At 74.3% G+C, this 19,669-nt stretch carries 15 protein-coding genes; 11 read left to right on the top strand and 4 right to left on the bottom strand.

Annotated features, from left to right (window positions below):
* Window positions 1-180: 180 nt before the first annotated feature.
* The 8 genes from ACIQPQ_RS26030 (at window position 181) to ACIQPQ_RS25995 (ending at window position 9,328) form a co-directional block, all read left to right on the top strand.
* A complete protein-coding gene (locus ACIQPQ_RS26030) occupies window positions 181-867 on the top strand; it encodes a two-component system response regulator (protein WP_383779058.1) in 687 nt (228 codons plus the stop codon).
* Between the two features lie 186 nt (window positions 868-1,053).
* Window positions 1,054-3,807, top strand: a complete 2,754-nt coding sequence (locus ACIQPQ_RS26025) for a DNA translocase FtsK (protein WP_401307912.1) — start codon at window positions 1,054-1,056, stop codon at window positions 3,805-3,807.
* Between the two features lie 299 nt (window positions 3,808-4,106).
* Complete coding sequence (locus ACIQPQ_RS26020) at window positions 4,107-4,991, top strand: helix-turn-helix domain-containing protein (RefSeq protein ID WP_401307910.1); 885 nt, start codon at window positions 4,107-4,109, stop codon at window positions 4,989-4,991.
* Between the two features lie 202 nt (window positions 4,992-5,193).
* Window positions 5,194-6,663 carry a 30S ribosomal protein S12 methylthiotransferase RimO gene (gene rimO / locus ACIQPQ_RS26015; protein ID WP_401307908.1) on the top strand — a complete coding sequence of 490 codons (1,470 nt, stop codon included), beginning with the start codon at window positions 5,194-5,196 and terminating at the stop codon, window positions 6,661-6,663.
* Window positions 6,660-7,523, top strand: coding sequence for a CDP-diacylglycerol--glycerol-3-phosphate 3-phosphatidyltransferase (gene pgsA / locus ACIQPQ_RS26010; RefSeq protein ID WP_401307905.1), 864 nt, complete (start codon window positions 6,660-6,662; stop codon window positions 7,521-7,523). The genes rimO and pgsA overlap by 4 nt, the downstream gene beginning before the upstream one ends.
* Window positions 7,520-8,077, top strand: coding sequence for a CinA family protein (locus ACIQPQ_RS26005; RefSeq protein ID WP_401307902.1), 558 nt, complete (start codon window positions 7,520-7,522; stop codon window positions 8,075-8,077). Before pgsA ends, ACIQPQ_RS26005 begins: the two co-directional genes overlap by 4 nt.
* Before the next feature lie 109 nt (window positions 8,078-8,186).
* A complete protein-coding gene (locus ACIQPQ_RS26000) occupies window positions 8,187-8,567 on the top strand; it encodes a helix-turn-helix domain-containing protein (RefSeq protein ID WP_190150275.1) in 381 nt (126 codons plus the stop codon).
* Window positions 8,568-8,851: 284 nt separating this feature from the next.
* Window positions 8,852-9,328, top strand: coding sequence for a Dps family protein (locus tag ACIQPQ_RS25995; protein ID WP_401307899.1), 477 nt, complete (start codon window positions 8,852-8,854; stop codon window positions 9,326-9,328).
* Window positions 9,329-9,601: 273 nt separating this feature from the next.
* Here ACIQPQ_RS25995 and ACIQPQ_RS25990 read toward each other — a convergent pair whose 3' ends face one another.
* From ACIQPQ_RS25990 to ACIQPQ_RS25980, 3 genes are all read right to left on the bottom strand, one after another.
* Complete coding sequence (locus tag ACIQPQ_RS25990; RefSeq protein WP_401307896.1) at window positions 9,602-10,093, bottom strand: SDR family oxidoreductase; 492 nt, start codon at window positions 10,091-10,093, stop codon at window positions 9,602-9,604.
* Between the two features lie 70 nt (window positions 10,094-10,163).
* Window positions 10,164-11,012 carry an Fpg/Nei family DNA glycosylase gene (locus tag ACIQPQ_RS25985; protein WP_401307893.1) on the bottom strand — a complete coding sequence of 283 codons (849 nt, stop codon included), beginning with the start codon at window positions 11,010-11,012 and terminating at the stop codon, window positions 10,164-10,166.
* Between the two features lie 139 nt (window positions 11,013-11,151).
* Entirely contained in the window at window positions 11,152-16,155 is a 5,004-nt protein-coding gene (locus tag ACIQPQ_RS25980; protein ID WP_401307887.1) for an ATP-dependent helicase, read from the bottom strand.
* Between the two features lie 182 nt (window positions 16,156-16,337).
* On the opposite strand from ACIQPQ_RS25980, the gene ACIQPQ_RS25975 reads away from it, so the two are divergent.
* From ACIQPQ_RS25975 to ACIQPQ_RS25965, 3 genes are all read left to right on the top strand, one after another.
* Window positions 16,338-17,225 carry an AraC family transcriptional regulator gene (locus ACIQPQ_RS25975; RefSeq protein WP_401307884.1) on the top strand — a complete coding sequence of 296 codons (888 nt, stop codon included), beginning with the start codon at window positions 16,338-16,340 and terminating at the stop codon, window positions 17,223-17,225.
* Between the two features lie 89 nt (window positions 17,226-17,314).
* Complete coding sequence (locus tag ACIQPQ_RS25970; protein WP_401307881.1) at window positions 17,315-18,154, top strand: AzlC family ABC transporter permease; 840 nt, start codon at window positions 17,315-17,317, stop codon at window positions 18,152-18,154.
* On the top strand, window positions 18,151-18,459 hold the full coding sequence (locus ACIQPQ_RS25965) for an AzlD domain-containing protein (RefSeq protein WP_383779042.1): 309 nt from the start codon (window positions 18,151-18,153) through the stop codon (window positions 18,457-18,459). The genes ACIQPQ_RS25970 and ACIQPQ_RS25965 overlap by 4 nt, the downstream gene beginning before the upstream one ends.
* A gap of 182 nt (window positions 18,460-18,641) precedes the next feature.
* Here ACIQPQ_RS25965 and ACIQPQ_RS25960 read toward each other — a convergent pair whose 3' ends face one another.
* Complete coding sequence (locus ACIQPQ_RS25960) at window positions 18,642-19,613, bottom strand: hypothetical protein (RefSeq protein WP_401307877.1); 972 nt, start codon at window positions 19,611-19,613, stop codon at window positions 18,642-18,644.
* Window positions 19,614-19,669: the final 56 nt, after the last annotated feature.

The following is a 19,669-nucleotide window of genomic DNA, read 5'->3' as shown; positions in this document are numbered from 1 at the left end:
GGAGGCGGGGAACCTAACGGGCCTCCGCAGCGTTCCCGGGATGTGCACTGTGACATCACGGTGACAGGGTGTGGCGGCGGTCGGGGTGCGGCTACCATGACCGGCACAAGGAAGGGCGGCGCAATGGAGTCGTCCCCAGGGGCGGCGCCCGGTGCACTGCCGGGGCGAGGAGGGCGGGCCATGGTGCAGAAGGCCAAGATCCTCCTGGTCGATGACCGGCCGGAGAATCTGCTGGCGCTGGAGGCGATCCTCTCGGCGCTCGATCAGACGCTGGTGCGGGCATCGTCCGGGGAAGAGGCGCTGAAGGCACTGCTGACGGACGACTTCGCGGTCATCCTGCTGGATGTGCAGATGCCGGGAATGGACGGCTTCGAGACGGCCGCGCACATCAAGCGGCGCGAGCGGACCCGGGACATCCCGATCATCTTCCTGACGGCGATCAACCACGGGCCGCACCACACCTTCCGCGGCTACGCGGCGGGCGCGGTCGACTACATCTCCAAGCCGTTCGACCCGTGGGTGCTGCGCGCGAAGGTCTCCGTCTTCGTCGAGCTGTACATGAAGAACTGCCAGCTGCGGGAGCAGGCGGCGCTGCTGCGCCTCCAGCTGGAGGGCGGCGGCAAGGCGGCCGTCGGCGGTCCCAAGGAGTCCCCCGGACTGCTCGCCGAACTGTCGGCGCGGCTCGCGGCCGTCGAGGAGCAGGCCGAGGCCCTGTCCAAGCAGCTCGACGACGAGTCGGCGGACGCGGCGGCGGTGGCCACCGCCGCCCACCTGGAGCGCAAACTGACCGGCCTGCGGCGGGCGCTGGACGCGCTGGAGCCCGGCACCGGGGGCGGCGGCCCCGCCTCGGTCCCCACCCAGACCTGACCGTTCCCACCCGGAGACCTGACCCGACCGGGCGCGTACGACGCCCGGGACCACGGGAGTCGGGTGTGAGCGTGCGTCAGCCGCGCGGGACCGGCCGTCAGTTCGGCGCCTCACACGGCGCGACACGAACGGGTGAAGCAGTGGGCACACGTGTCCGCCGCTGTCTCCCCCGGTAACCTCACACCCATGGCCTCACGTCCCTCCGCAGCCAAGAAGCAGCCCGCCAAGAAGGCCGCTGCTCCCGCGAAGGCTCCGGCGAGGAAGGCGGCCGCCAAGAAAGCCCCGGCCAAGAAGGCGCCCGCCCGCAAGGCCCCCGCCAAGAAGCCCGCCCCCCGACCGGCGCCCAGCCCCACCGGCGGGGTGCTGCGCCTGCTGCGCGCCGTCTGGCTCGGCCTGGCGCACGCCGTCGGCGCGGTGTTCCGCGGCATAGGGACCGGTGCCAAGAACCTCGACCCCGCCCACCGCAAGGACGGCGTCGCCCTGCTGCTGCTCGGCGTCGCCCTCATCGTGGCCGCGGGCACCTGGGCCGACCTGCGCGGACCCGTCGGCGACCTCGTCGAGATCCTGGTCACCGGCTCCTTCGGCCGCCTCGACCTCCTCGTGCCGATCCTCCTCGCCGTCATCGCCGTCCGCTTCATCCGCCACCCGGAGAAGCCCGAGGCCAACGGCCGCATCGTCATCGGCCTGTCCGCGCTCGTCATCGGCGTCCTCGGCCAGGTCCACATCGCGTGCGGCGCGCCCGCCCGCAGCGACGGCATGCAGGCCATAAGGGACGCCGGCGGCCTCATCGGCTGGTCCGCGGCGACCCCACTCACGTACGCCATGGGCGAGGTCCTCGCCGTACCGCTGCTGGTGCTGCTCACCGTGTTCGGGCTGCTCGTCGTCACCGCCACCCCCGTCAACGCCATCCCGCAGCGGCTGCGGCAGCTCGGGGTGCGGCTCGGCGTGCTGCGCGACCGGGACGACGCCTACGACGACTACGACGAGTTCGGCGGCGACGACGAACGCTACGACGAGCAGTGGCGCGAGGCCCTGCCGCCCCGCTCCCGGCGGCGGCCCGGCGCGCCCGCGGAGTACGACCCCGACACCGCCGAGCAGGACGCCCTCGCCCGGCGCCGCCGCCCCCGCCGCTCCGCCGTGCCGCAACCCGCGTCGGACCGCGGGATGGACGCCGTGGACATCGCCGCCGCCGCTGCCGCCGACCTCGACGGCGCCGTCCTGCACGGCATGCCGCCCTCGCGGGTCGTCGCCGACCTCACCCAGGGCGTCGGCACGGGCGAGCGCGAGCCCACCACACCCACCCCGGTACCGGCCCCGGCCGGGCGGCCCCGCCCGGAGAAGCTCCCGCAGGACAAGCCGCGGCAGGAGAAGTCCGCGCCCGGCGTGGTGCCCGACCTGACCAAGTCGGCCCCCGAGGCACCCCGCGACCTGCCCGCGCGCGCCGAGCAGCTCCAGCTCTCCGGCGACATCACCTACGCCCTGCCGTCGCTGGACCTCCTCACCCGCGGCGGCCCCGGCAAGGCGCGCAGCGCCGCCAACGACGCCGTGGTCGCCTCGCTCACCACCGTCTTCACCGAGTTCAAGGTCGACGCCGCCGTCACCGGCTTCACCCGCGGCCCGACGGTCACCCGCTACGAGGTCGAACTCGGCCCGGCCGTGAAGGTCGAGCGGATCACCGCCCTGACCAAGAACATCGCCTACGCCGTCGCCAGCCCGGACGTGCGGATCATCAGCCCGATCCCCGGCAAGTCGGCCGTCGGCATCGAGATCCCCAACACCGACCGCGAGATGGTCAACCTCGGTGACGTGCTGCGGCTCGCCGAGTCCGCCGAGGACGACGACCCGATGTTGGTCGCCTTCGGCAAGGACGTCGAGGGCGGCTACGTCATGCACTCGCTCGCGAAGATGCCGCACATGCTGGTCGCGGGCGCCACCGGCTCCGGCAAGTCGTCCTGCATCAACTGCCTGATCACCTCGATCATGATGCGGGCGACCCCCGAGGACGTCCGGATGATCCTGGTCGACCCCAAGCGCGTCGAGCTGACCGCGTACGAGGGCATCCCGCACCTCATCACGCCGATCATCACCAACCCCAAGCGGGCCGCGGAGGCCCTTCAGTGGGTCGTGCGCGAGATGGACCTGCGCTACGACGACCTCGCCGCCTACGGCTACCGCCACATCGACGACTTCAACAAGGCCGTCCGCGAAGGCACCGTCAAGAAGCCCGAGGCCAGCGAGCGCGACCTCCAGCCGTACCCCTATCTGCTGGTCATCGTCGACGAGCTGGCCGACCTGATGATGGTCGCCCCGCGGGACGTCGAGGACGCGATCGTGCGGATCACGCAGCTCGCGCGCGCCGCCGGAATCCACCTCGTCCTCGCCACCCAGCGGCCGTCGGTGGACGTCGTCACCGGTCTGATCAAGGCCAACGTGCCCTCCCGGCTCGCGTTCGCCACCTCCTCCCTCGCCGACTCGCGCGTCATCCTCGACCAGCCGGGCGCCGAGAAACTCATCGGCAAGGGCGACGGGCTGTTCCTGCCGATGGGCGCCAACAAGCCCACCCGTATGCAGGGCGCCTTCGTCACCGAGGCCGAGGTCGCCCAGATCGTCCAGCACTGCAAGGACCAGATGGCGCCCGTCTTCCGGGACGACGTCACCGTGGGCACCAAGCAGAAGAAGGAGATCGACGAGGAGATCGGCGACGACCTCGACCTGCTCTGCCAGGCCGCCGAACTGGTCGTCTCCACCCAGTTCGGGTCGACGTCCATGCTCCAGCGCAAGCTGCGCGTCGGCTTCGCCAAGGCCGGACGGCTCATGGACCTCATGGAGTCCCGCAACATCGTCGGCCCGAGCGAGGGCTCCAAGGCACGTGACGTCCTCGTCAAACCCGACGAGCTGGACGGCGTCCTCGCGGTGATCCGCGGCGAGTCCGACGGGTAGACGTCCCCGGGGTCGCGCGCCGTCGGGGCGGGCGCCGGCCCAGGAGGCGTGACCCGGGGAGCGGCGGGTATCCGTGACTCACCCGTTAGAGAGCGGTGAGCAACCGTTTCCCCTCGGCGCACGTCCAGTTGAGCGAGTGGACAGGCGCGCCCCGACCTGGGGTTCCGTCTGACCCGCCGTCGGTCTGTCCGGCCATACCGATTGGCGTACAAACACCACCGCCCGGTTGCCCCTCCCTTTCGTACCCCCCCTAGACTGAACCTCCAGCACAGGTGGCTACACGCTCGAAAGGCGCCCCCGTGTCCATCGGCAGCAACTCCCCTGAGAACGAGCGTCCGTTCGGCAAGGTCTCCGACGTCTCGGACGTCACCGGCACGCCCGGCGACCCCGACCCCTCGGAAGCCTCCCGCCCCTCCATCGGCACCGCCCTGCGGCAGGCGCGCATCGCCGCCGGGCTCACCGTCGACGACGTCAGCGGTGCCACCCGCGTCCGGATCGCCATCGTGCACGCCATCGAGGCGGACGACTTCACGCCCTGCGGCGGCGACGTCTACGCCCGCGGCCACCTCCGCACCCTGGCCAAGGCCGTCGGCACCGACCCCGCGCCGCTGATCGAACAGTTCGACGCCACCCACGGCGGTCGCCCCGCGCCGACCCCGGCCGCGCCCCTCTTCGAGGCGGAACGCATCCGCCCCGAGCGGCGCGGACCGAACTGGACCGCCGCCATGGTCGCCGCGATCGTCGCCGTCATCGGCTTCGTCGGTTTCAGCGCCGTCAAGGGCGGCGGGGACGACGGCGCCTCGGACGTCGCCGACGGCACGGCCCCCTCCAGCAGCGCGCCCGCCTCGCCCACGCCGAAGAGCGAGAAGCCGGTCGAGAAGACCCCCGAGCCGTCCGACAGCGCCATCGCCGCCGCCCCGCAGGACAAGGTCACCGTCCAGGTCACCGCCAGCGACGGCCGCAGCTGGATCTCCGCCAAGGACCACAACGGACGCCTCCTCTTCGACGGCCTCCTCAAGCAGGGCGAGTCCAAGACCTTCCGCGACAGCGAGAAGGTCAACCTGGTCCTCGGCGACGCCGGGGCCATCCAGCTCCACGTCAACGGCAAGAAGATCGAGGACGACTTCCAGCCCGGCGCCGTCGAGCGCCTGACGTACACCAAGGGCGACCCGCAGGCCGGCTGAGCCGGGCGGGGGCGGCCGACGGCGGGCCGCCGGGGAGACGTACGGGTGAGGGGCCGGCGAGCGCGCCGGCCCCTTCGTCGTGTCCCCGCGCCGCCCCTCCCCGGCCCCGGCCGGGAGGGGGCGGGCCCGCGCGCGTGAGCGGGCCCGGGGGCGACGACCCCGTAGACCGGGGGTGTCGGCGGGACGAAGTAGTCTTGAGCCCATGCCTGAACGCCGTACCGTCGCACTGGTCACCCTTGGCTGCGCCCGTAACGAGGTGGACTCGGAGGAGCTCGCAGGCCGTTTGGAGGCGGACGGCTGGCAGCTCGTGGAGGACGCCCAGCACGCGGACGTCGCCGTCGTCAACACCTGTGGCTTCGTCGAGGCCGCCAAGAAGGACTCCGTCGACGCCCTCCTGGAGGCCAACGACCTCAAGGGGCACGGCAGAACCCAGGCGGTGGTCGCCGTCGGCTGCATGGCCGAGCGGTACGGCAAGGACCTCGCCGAAGCCCTCCCGGAGGCCGACGGCGTCCTCGGATTCGACGACTACGCCGACATCTCCGACCGCCTCCAGACCATTCTCAACGGCGGCATCCACGCCTCCCACACCCCGCGCGACCGGCGCAAGCTCCTGCCGATCAGCCCGGCGGAACGACAGGAGTCGGCCTCCCTCGTCGCCCTCCCCGGCCACGCCCCGGCGGACCTCCCCGACGGGCTCGCCCCCGCCTCCGGCCCCCGCGCGCCCCTGCGCCGCCGCCTCGACGGCAACCCGGTGGCCTCCGTCAAGCTCGCCTCCGGCTGCGACCGGCGCTGCACCTTCTGCGCCATCCCGTCCTTCCGCGGCTCCTTCATCTCCCGCCGCCCCAGCGACGTCCTCAACGAGACGCGCTGGCTGGCCGAGCAGGGCGTCAAGGAGATCATGCTGGTCTCCGAGAACAACACCTCCTACGGCAAGGACCTCGGCGACATCCGGCTCCTGGAGTCGCTGCTGCCCGAGCTGGCCGAGGTCGACGGCCTGGAACGGGTGCGCGTCAGCTACCTCCAGCCCGCCGAGATGCGGCCCGGCCTGATCGACGTGCTGACCTCCACGCCCAAGGTCGCCCCCTACTTCGACCTCTCCTTCCAGCACTCCGCGCCCGACGTGCTGCGCGCGATGCGCCGCTTCGGCGACACCGACCGCTTCCTGGAACTCCTGCACACCATCCGGAGCAAGGCCCCCGAGGCGGGCGTCCGGTCCAACTTCATCGTCGGCTTCCCCGGCGAGACCGACGCCGACCTCGCCGAGCTGGAGCGGTTCCTCGACCACGCCCGGCTCGACGCCATCGGCGTCTTCGGCTACTCCGACGAGGAGGGCACCGAGGCCGCCACGTACGAGAACAAGCTCGACGAGGACGTCGTCGCCGCCCGCCTCGCCCGTGTCTCCCGGCTCGCCGAGGAACTTGTCTCGCAGCGCGCCGAGGAGCGCCTCGGCGAGACCGTGCGCGTCCTCGTGGAGACGGTCGACGACGAAGGCGTGCACGGCCGCGGCGCCCACCAGGCGCCCGAGACGGACGGCCAGGTGCTCCTCACATCCGGCGAAGGTCTGCGCCCCGGCCTTATGGTCGAGGCGAAGGTGGTCGGGACCGAAGGTGTCGACCTGGTGGCCGAGCCCCTTCCGGGCTCGATCGGGTGTAGTGAGGAGGCGGACAGATGACGGGTGTCCCGGCGTCGGCCGCGAACGGCTCCGCCCCCGCGCAGGGCGGCCCGGCCGCCGACCCGGCGGGTCTCTCCCACGCCGACGGCGCACCGCGCACGGGCGGCGGAGTCGCCGCCGCGGCGGACGCGCTGGGCGCGGCGGCCATGCCCGCCGACGGCGCCGTCGCCCCTGACGACGTCAGCACGGCCGGAACCGGGCACGACGACGTCGACGGTTCTGACGACGCGGCCCGGCCGCGCGGCGGGAAGATCGCCGCGGCCGCCGTCAACCAGGCGAGCGTCTGGAACATCGCCAATCTGCTGACGATGCTCCGCCTCATCCTCGTCCCCGGCTTCGTCGCCCTGATGCTTGCCGACGGCGGCTACGACCCGGCCTGGCGCTCCCTGGCCTGGGCCGCGTTCGCCATCGCCATGATCACCGACCTCTTCGACGGCCATCTCGCGCGCACCTACGACCTCGTCACCGACTTCGGGAAGATCGCCGACCCCATCGCCGACAAGGCGATCATGGGCGCCGCGCTGATCTGCCTCTCCTCGCTCGGCGATCTGCCGTGGTGGGTGACGTGCGTGATCCTCGGCCGGGAACTCGGGATCACCCTCCTTCGTTTCGTGGTCATCCGGTACGGCGTCATCCCGGCCAGCCGGGGCGGCAAGCTCAAGACGCTCACCCAGGGCATCGCCGTCGGGATGTACGTCCTCGCACTGACCGGCTGGCTCGCCACCCTGCGGTGGTGGGTGATGGCCGCCGCGGTCGTCCTGACCGTGGTGACCGGCCTCGACTACGTCCGCCAGGCGATCGTCCTGCGCCGACAGGGCATCGCCGACCGCGGGGCGGCCACGGAGGAGACGCGGGCGTGAGCGACCCGGCCACCGAGGTGGTGCGACTACTGACGGTGAGGGGAGAGACGCTCGCCGTCGCCGAGTCGCTCACCGGCGGCCTGGTGGCCGCGGAGATCACCTCGGTCCCCGGCGCCTCCCGCGCCTTCCGCGGCTCCGTCACGGCCTACGCCACCCCGCTCAAGCACGAGCTGCTGGGCGTGGACGCCGACCTGCTGGCCGTGCGCGGGGCGGTGGACGGGCAGGTCGCGGCCGAGATGGCGGCCGGGGTACGCCGTGCGCTGGGCGCCGACTGGGGCATCGCCACCACCGGGGTCGCCGGACCCGATCCGCAGGACGGCCAACCCGTCGGCACCGTCTTCGTCGCGGTCCACGGACCCCCCGGAACCGGTTCCGGTTCTGCCTCTGGCGGAAAAGTGGAGGCCCTGCGGTTGAACGGCAGCCGTACGGAAATTCGTAAAGAGAGTGTACGGAGCGTACTCGCCGCGCTTCTGCGGGAGCTGGCGCTGGACCTCTCGGACCAACAGGCCGGGAACGAGCGGGCACAGGATACGGAACAGAACGGGGGGTTTTGATGTTTGCAGCCCTGAGTGAACACGACATCGCTCCCCGCACGGCCGCAGCGCGAGGCGGTACGGTGGGGCGTGAAGGATGCGGCTACGCGGTCCGAGGAGGGAGCCACCGATGATTCTGCTCCGTCGCCTGCTGGGTGACGTGCTGCGTCGGCAGCGCCAGCGCCAGGGCCGTACTCTGCGCGAAGTCTCCTCGTCCGCCCGAGTCTCACTCGGCTATCTCTCCGAGGTGGAGCGGGGGCAGAAGGAGGCGTCCTCCGAACTGCTCTCCGCGATCTGCGACGCGCTGGACGTACGGATGTCCGAGCTCATGCGGGAAGTGAGCGACGAACTCGCCCTCGCCGAGCTGGCCCAGTCGGCTGCGGCCACCCCCAGCCAGCCCGTCCCCGCGTCGGTCCGTCCGATGCTGGGTTCCGTATCGGTGACCGGTGTGCCACCGGAGCGGGTGACCATCAAGGCGCCCGCTGAGGCGGTGGACGTGGTCGCCGCGTGAGGTGTGCCTGACGGCGCGCGGTATCCACGCCGTGCCCGGCACGGTGTGACATGTGACAGGCGACTGCCCGTACAGCGAGATGTACGGCGCGGTCGGGGCCCCGGCCGGGGCCGCTCCGGGAGTCCGGAGCGGAGCGGTCGGGGTTTTTGCGTGCCCGTGGACCGGGGGATGCGGGCGACCGGAGGCCTGACGTCGGTTACGGGTGGTTGGTGTGCGTTTGCCGGGTGTAGTCGGGGCGGTCATCGTGGAGGGGCACCGCAGGACTCGATCATCCGGAGGTTCCCATGCCCGCAGTCAAGAGCCCGCTCTCCGACACCGACCTCAAGACCGTCGCCGACGCCCTCCAGGGCGCCCTCGTCGATCTCGTCGACCTGGCGCTCGTCGCCAAGCAGGTGCACTGGAACGTGGTGGGCCCCCGCTTCCGCTCCATCCACCTCCAGCTCGACGACGTCGTGGCCAGTGCGCGGACCCACTCCGACACCGTGGCGGAGCGCGCCTCGGCCCTGGGTGTCTCGCCCGACGGCCGCGCCTCCACGGTCGCCGCGGGCAGCGGGATCAGCGCCGTCTCCAGCGGCTGGGTCAAGGACGTGGACGCGGTCGGGACGCTGGTGACGGCGCTCGGCGCGGTCATCACCCGGATGCGGGAGCGGGTCGGGACGACCGAGACGGCGGACCCGGTCAGCCAGGACCTCCTCATCGGGATCACGGCCGACCTGGAGAAGCACCACTGGATGTTCCAGGCGGAGAACGCGGCGGCTTGAGCGGGCCTGCGTCCGGGTGGGGGCGGGGTGGTCGCGGGGTGGTCGCGCAGGGCGTGCGGCTTGCGCGGCCACCCTGGGGTGAGCAGGGGCCCTGTGGTGTGAGCAGGGGTGGGCTCTTCGGGTGAGGTGAGGTGGTGGGTGTGGCGAGGCTGAGCGTGCGACGGGGGGTGGCGTGCGGGCTGGGCGTGGTCTGGTGGTGGGCCGTCGTCCGGCTCGTCGCCGCCTCCGACACCGGGCCGCTGGAGGCGAGCGTCGCCGCCGGAGGGTGGGGGCTCAGCCTGCTCCCGGTGCACTGTGTCGCCAAAGGGCGGGCCGCGGGGGCGCTGGCCTCGGGGCGGTGGGGGGCTGCCTGGCAGGGGGAGCGGGGTGAGGGGAGCGGGCGGGGCGGAGGGCGTGCGGGGCTCGCGGGGGCGGAGGGGGAGCGGGTGCAGGGGCTCCTTCGGGGCGAGGAGGGGCCGGGTGAGGCTCCGGAGGGTGGCGTGAGGGGCGGGGGTAGGCCCGAGTGAGCAGTGGGGGGAGCGGCGAGGCGCGGGGGTCCTGCGCGGTGGCGGCGCTGGGGCGCTGCCTGGGTATGGACACCCCGCCCTTCCGCGGTGCCAGCCCTGGCGGGGTGAGCCGGGCCATGTGGTCCTCCGTGAGGGTTTTGGCGGCGGGGCTGTGATGGTGGTCGGTCATCGGGGTGCGTATCCAGCCCGGCGCGACGCTGTTGACGCGGATGCCGTGCCTGCCGACCTCGGCGGCCAGGGTGCGCGTCAGCTGGACCACGGCCGCCTTGGCGTGCAGACGGCCATAGGAACGGCCAAACGGCTGCGGTACGAGCGTTCCTGGCGGCCCGTCAATCGGTGGGGCGGGGGTGCGGGCGGATGCGGCGGGCCGCCGGGGATCCCGGAGCCGGGGCGGGGCCCGTCTGGCAGGTGGGGCACCAGTAGGTGGGGCGCTCGCGGGAGCCGTCGCCTTGGTCGGCCACGCGGATCGTCGTACCGCAGCGGGGGCAGGGGCGGCGGGCGCGGCCGTAGACGAAGAGGTCCTGGGTGCGGTGGCCGGTGGTGTTGCGCTGGGGACGGTCGCGGTTGGCCTCCAGGAGTTTCTTGGCGACGACCGGGAGGCGGGCGGCGAGGTCGGCGGGGAGGGCGCCGACGGGGAGCCAGGGAGTGACGCGGAGCAGGAAGCAGATCTCGCTCTTGTAGACGTTGCCCACGCCCGCCAGATTGCGCTGGTCGAGGAGGGCTTCGCCGAGGGCGCGGCCTGGGTCGGCGAGCAGGTTGGCGAGGGCGCGTTCGGGGTCCCAGTCGGGGCCCAGCAGGTCGGGGCCGAGGTGGCCGACCGCCTTCTCCTCTTCGCTGGTGCCCAGGAGTTCCAGGACGGGGAGGCGGTAGCCGACCGCCGTCCGGTCCTCGACGCCGAGGATCGCGCGGATCTGGTGATCGGGGCCGCCGGTCCAGCGCTGTCCGGTCCCGAAGACCTTCCAGGCGCCGTCCATCCGCAGGTGCGAGTGGAGCGTCAGGTCGCCCTCGACGCGGGTGAGCAGGTGCTTCCCGCGCGCGGTGACGTCCAGCACGGTCCGGCCGGTGAGGTCGACGGTGGCGAGCCGGGGGACGCGGAGGTCGGAGCGGGTCAGCTCCCGGCCCGCGAGCGCGCGGTGGAGGCGGGCCGCGGCCTGCCAGACGGAGTCACCTTCGGGCATGGGGAAAGGGTGCCATGGGTCGGTCGCGTGGGTCCTATGCGTCGTAGGTGGCGCATCTGTCTCGCGTGTGTCGTCCATCTCCTGTGCAGGTATCTCCTGTGCGTGCCGTGCGTGCCGTGCGTCCTGTGCGTCCTGTGCGTCATGCGCGGAGTCTCAGGCCGCGGGGGGTCGCGATGAAGCCCGCGCCCTCCAGGAGGGTGCCGAGGGGGGAGGTCAGGGCGGAGGCGCCGTTGATGCGTTCGACGGTGACCGTGCCGAGCGCGCCCGCGCGTGCCGCTTCCGCGAGGGCCCGCGCGGCGTCGGGGAGACGGGGGTCGTCGGCCGGGGTGTCCGCCTGGTCCGGGGCGGCGGGCCAGGCCAGGAGGGTCTTCCCGCCCCGCTCCATGTACACCGTCAGCTCGCCGTCGACCAGGACGACCAGGGAGCCCGCCTTGCGGCCCGGTTTGTGTCCCGCGCCGGTCGGCGGTTCGGGCCAGGGCAGGGCGGCGCCGTACGCGTTGGCCGGGTCGGCGGCGGCGAGGACGACGGCGCGGGAGGCGGGGGAGGAGCGGCGGCCTCGGCGGTTGGGGGAGCCACCGGGACCGTACGCGCCTGTCGGTTCCGTCGGTCCGGGGCCGTACGGGGTGCCGCCGCGGGGGCCGCCCGCGCCCGGGGCGGCGGTGTCGCCGGGGAAGACGCGGGCGCCGGGGACCTGACGGGCGGGGGGTGTGGCGAAGGCGTCGTCCAGTGCGGCGAGGTCGCCGTCGAGGGTCTCGGCGGAGGGGAAGTTGTAGCCGTCGGTGTCCTGGGGGTTCCAGGTGTCTCCGGCGGTGTCCGGGGCGCCGTCGTCCTGGGGAATGTGGGGCGGAACGGTGGGGTCCGGGTCGGCCGGGGCGGGGAGCGGTGGTGCCTCGCCGCGGTCGCGGGCGTTGGAGACGGCCCGGACGCGGTCCACGGCGCCGTCCATCGCGAACTGGGCCGCGCCGAGCCCTTCGACGACGTATCCGCGGCGGGCCTGGCCGGTGTCCTCGAAGGCGGACAGGACGCGGTACACCGCGGAGAAGCCGCCTTCGACGCCTTCGGCGGAGACCGCGCCGCGGGTCACCACGCCGTACCGGTCGAGCAGGGTGCGGGCCAGCGCGTGGGCGCGGACCGTGGCGTCGGGCTCGGTGGCGGGGAGCAGGGACCAGCGGCCCGCGACCGTCGGCGGGCCGTTGCGGGACGCTGTGCGGGCGGCGGCGGTCAGGGAGCCGTACCGGCCGCGGGGGACGGTGCGGCGGGCGCGGTGGGCGGTGGACCCGGCGGTGCGGCCCGAGCCGAGCAGGGCGCGCAGGGGCGCCGCCGTGTCGTTGGTGAGGCGGCCGGACCAGGCGAGGTCCCAGACGGCGTCGGCGAGCTGGGGGTCGGACGCCTCGGGGTGGGTGGTGGCGCGGACCTGGTCGGCGATCTGCCGGAAGAACAGGCCGTAGCCCCCCGAGAGGGTGTCCAGGACGGCCTGGTGCAGGGCCGTCAGCTCCAGCGGGTGCGGCGGGGGCAGCAGCAGGGGGGCCGCGTCCGCCAGGTACAGCGAGACCCAGCCGTCCTTCCCGGGGAGGGCGCCCGCACCGGCCCAGACGACCTCACCGGCGGCGGTGAGTTCGTCGAGCATCGCGGGCGCGTACCCCGTCACGCGGGACGGCAGGACCAGCCGCTCCAGCGCGGACGCGGGGACGGAGGCGCCCTGGAGCTGTTCGATCGCGCGGACCAGGCCGTCGATCCCGCGCAGGGTGTGGCCTCGCCCGATGTGCTGCCACTGGGGCAGGAACTGGGCGAACGCGGGGGGCGGCACCGGTTCCAGTTCGTGCCGCAGGGCGGCCAGCGAGCGGCGGCGCAGGCGGCGCAGGACGGCCGCGTCGCACCACTCCTGACCGATACCGGCCGGATGGAACTCGCCCTGCACGACCCGGCCGGACCCCGCCAGCCGCTGGAGGGCGCCCTCGGTGACCGCGACGCCCAGGCCGAACCGGGCGGCGGCGGCCGTCGAGGTGAACGGGCCGTGCGTGCGCGCGAAGCGGGCCAGGAGGTCGCCCAGGGGGTCCTTCACCGGCTCGGTGAAGGCTTCCGGGACGCCGACCGGGAGCGCGGTGCCGAGGGCGTCGCGCAGGCGGCCCGCGTCCTCGATCGCCGCCCAGTGGTCGGTGCCCGCGATCCGTACCGCGATGACCCGGCGGGCGGCGGCCAGCTCGCGTGGCCACGCCGGCTCCGCGCCGCGCTCGGCGAGTTCGGCGTCGGTGAGCGGGCCGAGGACGCGCAGGACGTCCGCGACGCCCTCCGGGTCCTTCACCCGGCGGTCCTCGGCGCGCCACTGGAGTTCGCGCTCCAGCTCGGCCAGGACGTCCGCGTCGAGCAGCTCGCGCAGTTCCGCCTGGCCGAGCAGCTCCGCGAGCAGCCGCGAGTCCAGGGAGAGGGCGGCGGCGCGGCGCTCGGCGAGGGGGGAGTCGCCCTCGTAGAGGAACTGGGCGACGTAGCCGAAGAGGAGGGAGCGGGCGAAGGGGGACGGCTCGGGGGTGGTGACCTCGACCAGACGGACCCGGCGCGACTCCAGGTCGCCCATCAGCTCGACCAGGCCGGGCACGTCGAAGACGTCCTGAAGGCACTCGCGGACGGCCTCCAGGACGATCGGGAACGAGCCGTACTCGCTCGCCACCTCCAGCAACTGGGCGGCGCGCTGGCGCTGCTGCCACAGCGGGGTGCGCCGGCCGGGGTTGCGGCGGGGCAGCAGCAGCGCGCGGGCCGCGCACTCACGGAACCGGGACGCGAACAGCGCGGAGCCGCCGACCTGGTCGGTGACGACCTGGTCGACCTCGCCCTTGTCGAAGACGACGTCCGCCGCGCCGACCGGCGCCTGCTCCGCGTCGTACTCCCGGCCCGCCTTCGACGGCTCCTGGTCGAGGAGGTCCAGGCCCATCAGGTCGGCGTCGGGCAGGCGCAGCACGATGCCGTCGTCGGCGTGCATCACCTGGGCGTCCATGCCGTACCGCTCGGACAGCTTGGCGCCGAGGGCGAGCGCCCACGGGGCGTGCACCTGGGCGCCGAACGGGGAGTGCACGACGACACGCCAGTCGCCCAGCTCGTCGCGGAAGCGCTCCACGACGATCGTCCGGTCGTCGGGCACATGGCCGCAGGCCTCGCGCTGCTCCGCGAGATACGCGAGGACGTTGTCGGCGGCCCACGCGTCCAGGCCCGCGGTGAGCAGGCGCAGCCGGGCGTCCTCGGCGGGCAGGGCGCCGACCTCGCGCAGAAACGCGCCGACCGCGCGGCCCAGTTCGAGCGGGCGGCCCAGCTGGTCGCCCTTCCAGAACGGCAGGCGTCCGGGGACGCCGGGGGCGGGGGAGACCAGGACGCGGTCGCGCGTGATGTCCTCGATGCGCCAGGAGCTGGTGCCCAGGGTGAAGACGTCGCCCACGCGCGACTCGTAGACCATCTCCTCGTCCAGCTCGCCGACCCGGCCGCCGCCCTTCTTCGGGTCGGAGCCGGCGAGGAACACGCCGAACAGGCCGCGGTCGGGGATCGTGCCGCCGGAGGTCACGGCGAGGCGCTGCGCGCCCGGTCGGCCGGTGATCGTCCCGGCGACGCGGTCCCACACCACGCGCGGGCGCAGCTCGGCGAACGCGTCGGACGGATAGCGGCCCGCGAGCATGTCCAGGACGGCGGTGAACGCCGACTCGGGCAGGGACGCGAAGGGCGCCGCCCGGCGGACGGCGGCCAGCAGGTCGTCCAGCTGCCAGGTGTCCATCGATGTCATCGCGACGATCTGCTGCGCCAGGACGTCCAGCGGGTTCGCCGGGACGCGCAGGGACTCGATGGCGCCGGTGCGCATGCGCTCGGTGACGACGGCCGACTGCACCAGGTCGCCCCGGTACTTCGGGAAGACGACGCCGGTGGAGACCGCGCCCACCTGGTGGCCCGCGCGGCCCACGCGCTGGAGGCCGGAGGCGACGGACGGCGGGGACTCCACCTGGATCACCAGGTCGACGGCGCCCATGTCGATGCCCAGTTCCAGGCTGGACGTGGCGACCACGGCGGGCAGGCGGCCCGCCTTGAGGTCCTCCTCGACGAGGGCGCGCTGCTCCTTGGAGACCGAGCCGTGGTGGGCGCGCGCGATGACGGCCGGCGCGCCCTGGGCCGCGCCCGAGCCGCCCATCAGCTCGGCGGGGCTGTGGTGCTCGTCCAGGGGTTCGCCGGTGGCGCGCTCGTACGCGATCTCGTTGAGCCGGTTGCACAGGCGTTCCGCCAGGCGGCGGGAGTTGGCGAAGACGATCGTGGAGCGGTGGGACTGGACGAGGTCGGTGATGCGTTCCTCGACGTGCGGCCAGATCGACGGGCGCTCCGCCGCGGCGCCGTCGGAGCCGTCGGCGACCGGGGAGCCGCCCAGTTCGCCGAGGTCCTCGACAGGGACCACCACCGAGAGGTCGAACTCCTTGCCGGACTCCGGCTGGACGATCTCCACCTTGCGGCGCGGGGAGAGATAGCGGGCCACCTCGTCGACCGGGCGGACCGTGGCCGACAGGCCGATCCGGCGGGCGGGGGCGGGGAGCAGCTCGTCCAGGCGCTCCAGGGTGAGCGCCAGGTGGGCGCCGCGCTTGGTGCCCGCCACCGCGTGCACCTCGTCCAGGATCACCGTCTCGACGCCGGTCAGCGCGTCGCGCGTGGCGGACGTCAGCATCAGGAACAGGGACTCGGGGGTGGTGATCAGGATGTCCGGCGGGCGGGTGGCGAGCGCGCGCCGCTCGGCGGGCGGGGTGTCGCCGGAACGGATGCCGACCTTGACCTCGGGCTCGGGCAGGCCGAGGCGGACCGACTCCTGGCGGATGCCGGTCAGCGGGCTGCGCAGATTGCGCTCCACGTCGACGGCGAGGGCCTTGAGCGGAGACACGTACAACACGCGGCAGCGCTTCTTCGGGTCGGCCGGCGGGGGCGCCGACGCCAGCTGGTCCAGGGCGGCCAGGAAGGCGGCCAGCGTCTTGCCGGAGCCCGTCGGCGCCACCACCAGCACGTCCGAGCCCTCGCCGATGGCCCGCCACGCCCCGGCCTGGGCCGCGGTGGGCGCGGAGAAGGCCCCCGTGAACCAGCCGCGGGTCGCGGGGGAGAAGCCGTCGAGGGCTTGGTGCGCAGAGCCGACCATGCGTCCATCCTGCACCCGGCCACTGACAACCGCTCCGACCTGCGGCGGTGCCATGCGGTCCGGCCGCCGCGACCCGTCGCGGCGAGGCCGGACGCGGGCCGGGCGGCCTCGTACGACCGGTCGCGGAGGGCGGGCGAGGCCCCGGCGTGCGCCGGTACGTCGGGGGATGCGCAGAATGGGGTGTGGCTGGAAACCGAGAGGTGGCGCGGCACTGGCGGTACGCGGAACTGCCCGGTGTCGACCTGCTGCGCGCCCGGTACGTGCGGAAGAACTTCGTCCGGCACACCCACGAGCACTTCGTCATCGCCGCCATCGCGGAGGGCGTGGAGGTCTTCCGGCACCCCGGCGGCGACCAGTACGCGGGCGCGGGCACCCTGGCGCTCGTCAACCCCGACACCCCGCACACCGGACGGGCCGGTGTCCCCGAGGGCTGGCGGTACGGGGCGGTCTACCCGTCGCCCGAGCTGGTCGCCGGGATCGCCGCCGAGACGACCACCCTGCGCGGCACCCCCGGCTTCGTCCGGCCCGTCCTGGACGACCCCTACGCCGTCAAACTGGTCCACCAGGTGCTCCGCGCCGCCGACGAGGGCAACGCGCTGGCCGCCGACACCCTGCTGCGGGTCGCCGTGACCCGGCTGCTGCGGCTGAACGGCGGCGCCCTGCCCGACCGCCCGGTGGCCACCGCCGGGACGGGCGTCGCGGCACGCGCGCGTGCCGTGCTGGAGGACCGGCTCGTCGAGCCGCCCACCCTGGAGCGGCTCGCCGCGGACCTCGGCACCAGCCCGTTCGCGCTGCTGCGGGCGTTCCGCGACACCTACGGCATGCCGCCGCACGCCTGGCTGACCGACGCGCGCGTACGTCACGCGCGGCGCCTCCTGGACGCCGGGACCACGCCCGCGGACGCGGCCGTCGCGGTCGGCTTCACCGACCAGCCGCACCTGAACCGCCACTTCGCCCGCATCGTGGGCGTTCCGCCCGGCGCCTACCAGCGTGAGCGCAGGGACCTGCCCGCGGGTGCCACGGAAGCGACCCTCGGGACGGCCGCGCGCGCGAGGCTCACCCGCCCCTGAACAGGGCGTCCCCGCGCGCCCGGACGAGGTGCCCGCGCGCGCAAGAACGTACAAGACGCGCGGCGGCGGCCTCTCCTACCGTCCGAGGCGTGGCAGAACAGACAGCACTCGCGGACACACGGGACGGCGGCGGCGCGAGACCGGACGCCGCCGTCGTACGGGACGCCCTCGGCGTCGGCATCGCCGTCGGACTCTCCGGATTCGCCTTCGGGGTGACCTCGGCGGGCAGCGGGCTCACCGTGTGGCAGACCTGCGCCCTCAGCCTCCTGGTGTTCACCGGCGCGTCCCAGTTCGCGCTCGTCGGGGCGCTGGCGGCGGGCGGCAACCCGCTCACGGCCGCCGCCGGGGCGTTCTTCCTGGGGGTGCGCAACGCCTTCTACGGCCTGCGGCTGTCCCAGTTGCTGGCCCTCCCGCGCGCGGTGCGCCCGTTCGCCGCCCAGTGGGTGATCGACGAGACCACCGCCGTCTCCCTGGCCCAGACCGACCGGCGCGGCGCGCGCATCGGCTTCGCCGTCACCGGGATCACCCTGTACGTGCTGTGGAACCTCACCACCCTGCTGGGCGCCCTGGGCGCCGAGGCCATCGGGGACACCGACGCCTGGGGACTCGACGCGGCCGGACCCGCCGTCTTCCTGGCGCTGCTCGCGCCGATGCTGCGCACGGGCACCGAACGGGCGGTCGCCGGGCTCGCGGTCGTCCTGGGGCTCGGCCTCCTGCCCGTACTGCCCGCCGGGGTGCCCGTCCTGGTGGCCGCGCTCGCCGCGCCGCTGGCCCTATGGGCGGAAGGGCGACGAGCCGCCACGCGCGCGGGACGCACGGCGGCCACCGGGGAAGCGGGGGAGCCGGGAACGCCGGGAGCGGGCAAGGGAACCGAGGGGCCGGTGGAGCCCGGGGACGCCGGACGCGGTGGTCGGGAGGGGGACCGGTGAGCGTCTGGATCGCGATCGCGGCGACCGCCCTCGGCTGTTACGTCGTCAAGCTCACCGGGCTGCTCGTGCCCGCGGAGGTCCTGGAACGCCCGCTGGTCCGTCGGCTGGCCGCCCTGGTGCCCGTGGCCCTGCTGGCCGCCCTCACGGCCCAGCAGACCTTCTCCGAGGGCCATGCGCTGGTGCTCGACGCGAAGGCCGCCGGGCTCGCCGCGGCCGCCGTCGCGCTCGTCCTGCGCGCGCCCTTCCTGCTCGTCGTGGCCGCCGCCGTGGTGGTGACGGCGGGGGTACGGGCCCTGGGCGGGTGAGACGGCCGAGCGGGCCGAGGCAGCCGACGGGACTGGTCGAGGACCGGGGCGGTCGGCGGGGCTGAGCGGAGGGGCTGGGGACAGATCCGGCCGAGCGGGCTCTGGGGCGGTCGGGGGACCGGCCCCGTGCGTCCCCGGTCGGCGGGAGGCGCGGGCCGGTCGCCCGCCGGTGCGGGCGCCGCTCAGCCGATGGCGCGCCCGTGCGCCCTCAGCGTGCGCAGGGCCTCGATCGTCGTCCCCGGCCGCGACTCCAGGGTGGTGCCCGGCGCCCAGCCGCGTCCGCGCACCGGCCAGCCGCCGTCCTCCTGCTGCGCGGCGGCGAGGTGGTCCAGGGAACGGGCCATCTCGTCGTCGGTGAACCACCCGCGCGCGAGCGAGGCGGGCGTGTGCGCGTAGTCGTACGGGAACAGCCGCTCGGCGCGGTCGTGCCCCGCCGCCCCCGGAGTCGCGTCCCGGCGGTCGGCCCGTTCGTCGACCGGGCCGTCGTCCGGGTCCAGTACGGCGAGCCCGCGCGCGCGGACGAGGCGGCCCAGCCGGTCCGCGGCCGCCTGCGCGCGCGGACGGTCGGGCACCGCCTCCAGGAACGCCGCGGCGGCCCGCACCTCGTGCGGGCACGACGTGTCCAGGGAGTCGACGGCCCGCCAGCAGAAGTCGGTGGCCCGGAACAGCCACGCGTGCCACACCTCGTTGCGGTGCAGCAGGCCCACCACCGGCCCGGTCGCCATGAGGTCGCTCGGCGGGTCGTCCCGCACGGGGACCGACGGAGTCGACGGGTAGCCCCGCTGGCTGGGCAGCACGGCGGCGACCGCTCCGTCGCCGCCCGACACCGAGCTGAGGTAGCGGCACATCCGTTCCACGCGCTGCCCGCCGCAGCGGCCCAGCGCGTCCAGGACGTGCAGGGCGCGCGCGGCGTGCAGCGGCTGGCTGACGGGACCGCGCAGGTCGGGGTCGAGCGCGTGACCGTATCCGCCGTCGTCGTTGCGGTAGGCGTCGAGGGCGGTCTCGACGGGGTCGGCGCCGCCGTGCAGGAAGTGGTGCGCGAACAGGCGCTGTTCCAGCACGCGCGCGGTGAGCCACACGAAGTGCTCGGCGCGGAAGAGCGGGGAGCGCGCCGAGGGCGTCGGGGGGAGTGGGGATGCTCCGGGTTCGGCCATGCGTCAGACCGTAGGGCGAAAACCGCCCCGGCCAGGCGGTACCGGCCGGGGGCCAC

Source organism: Streptomyces sp. NPDC091281, assembly GCF_044757425.1.
Classification (GTDB): Bacteria; Actinomycetota; Actinomycetes; order Streptomycetales; family Streptomycetaceae; genus Streptomyces.
This window is presented reverse-complemented; position numbering and strand designations above follow the sequence as displayed.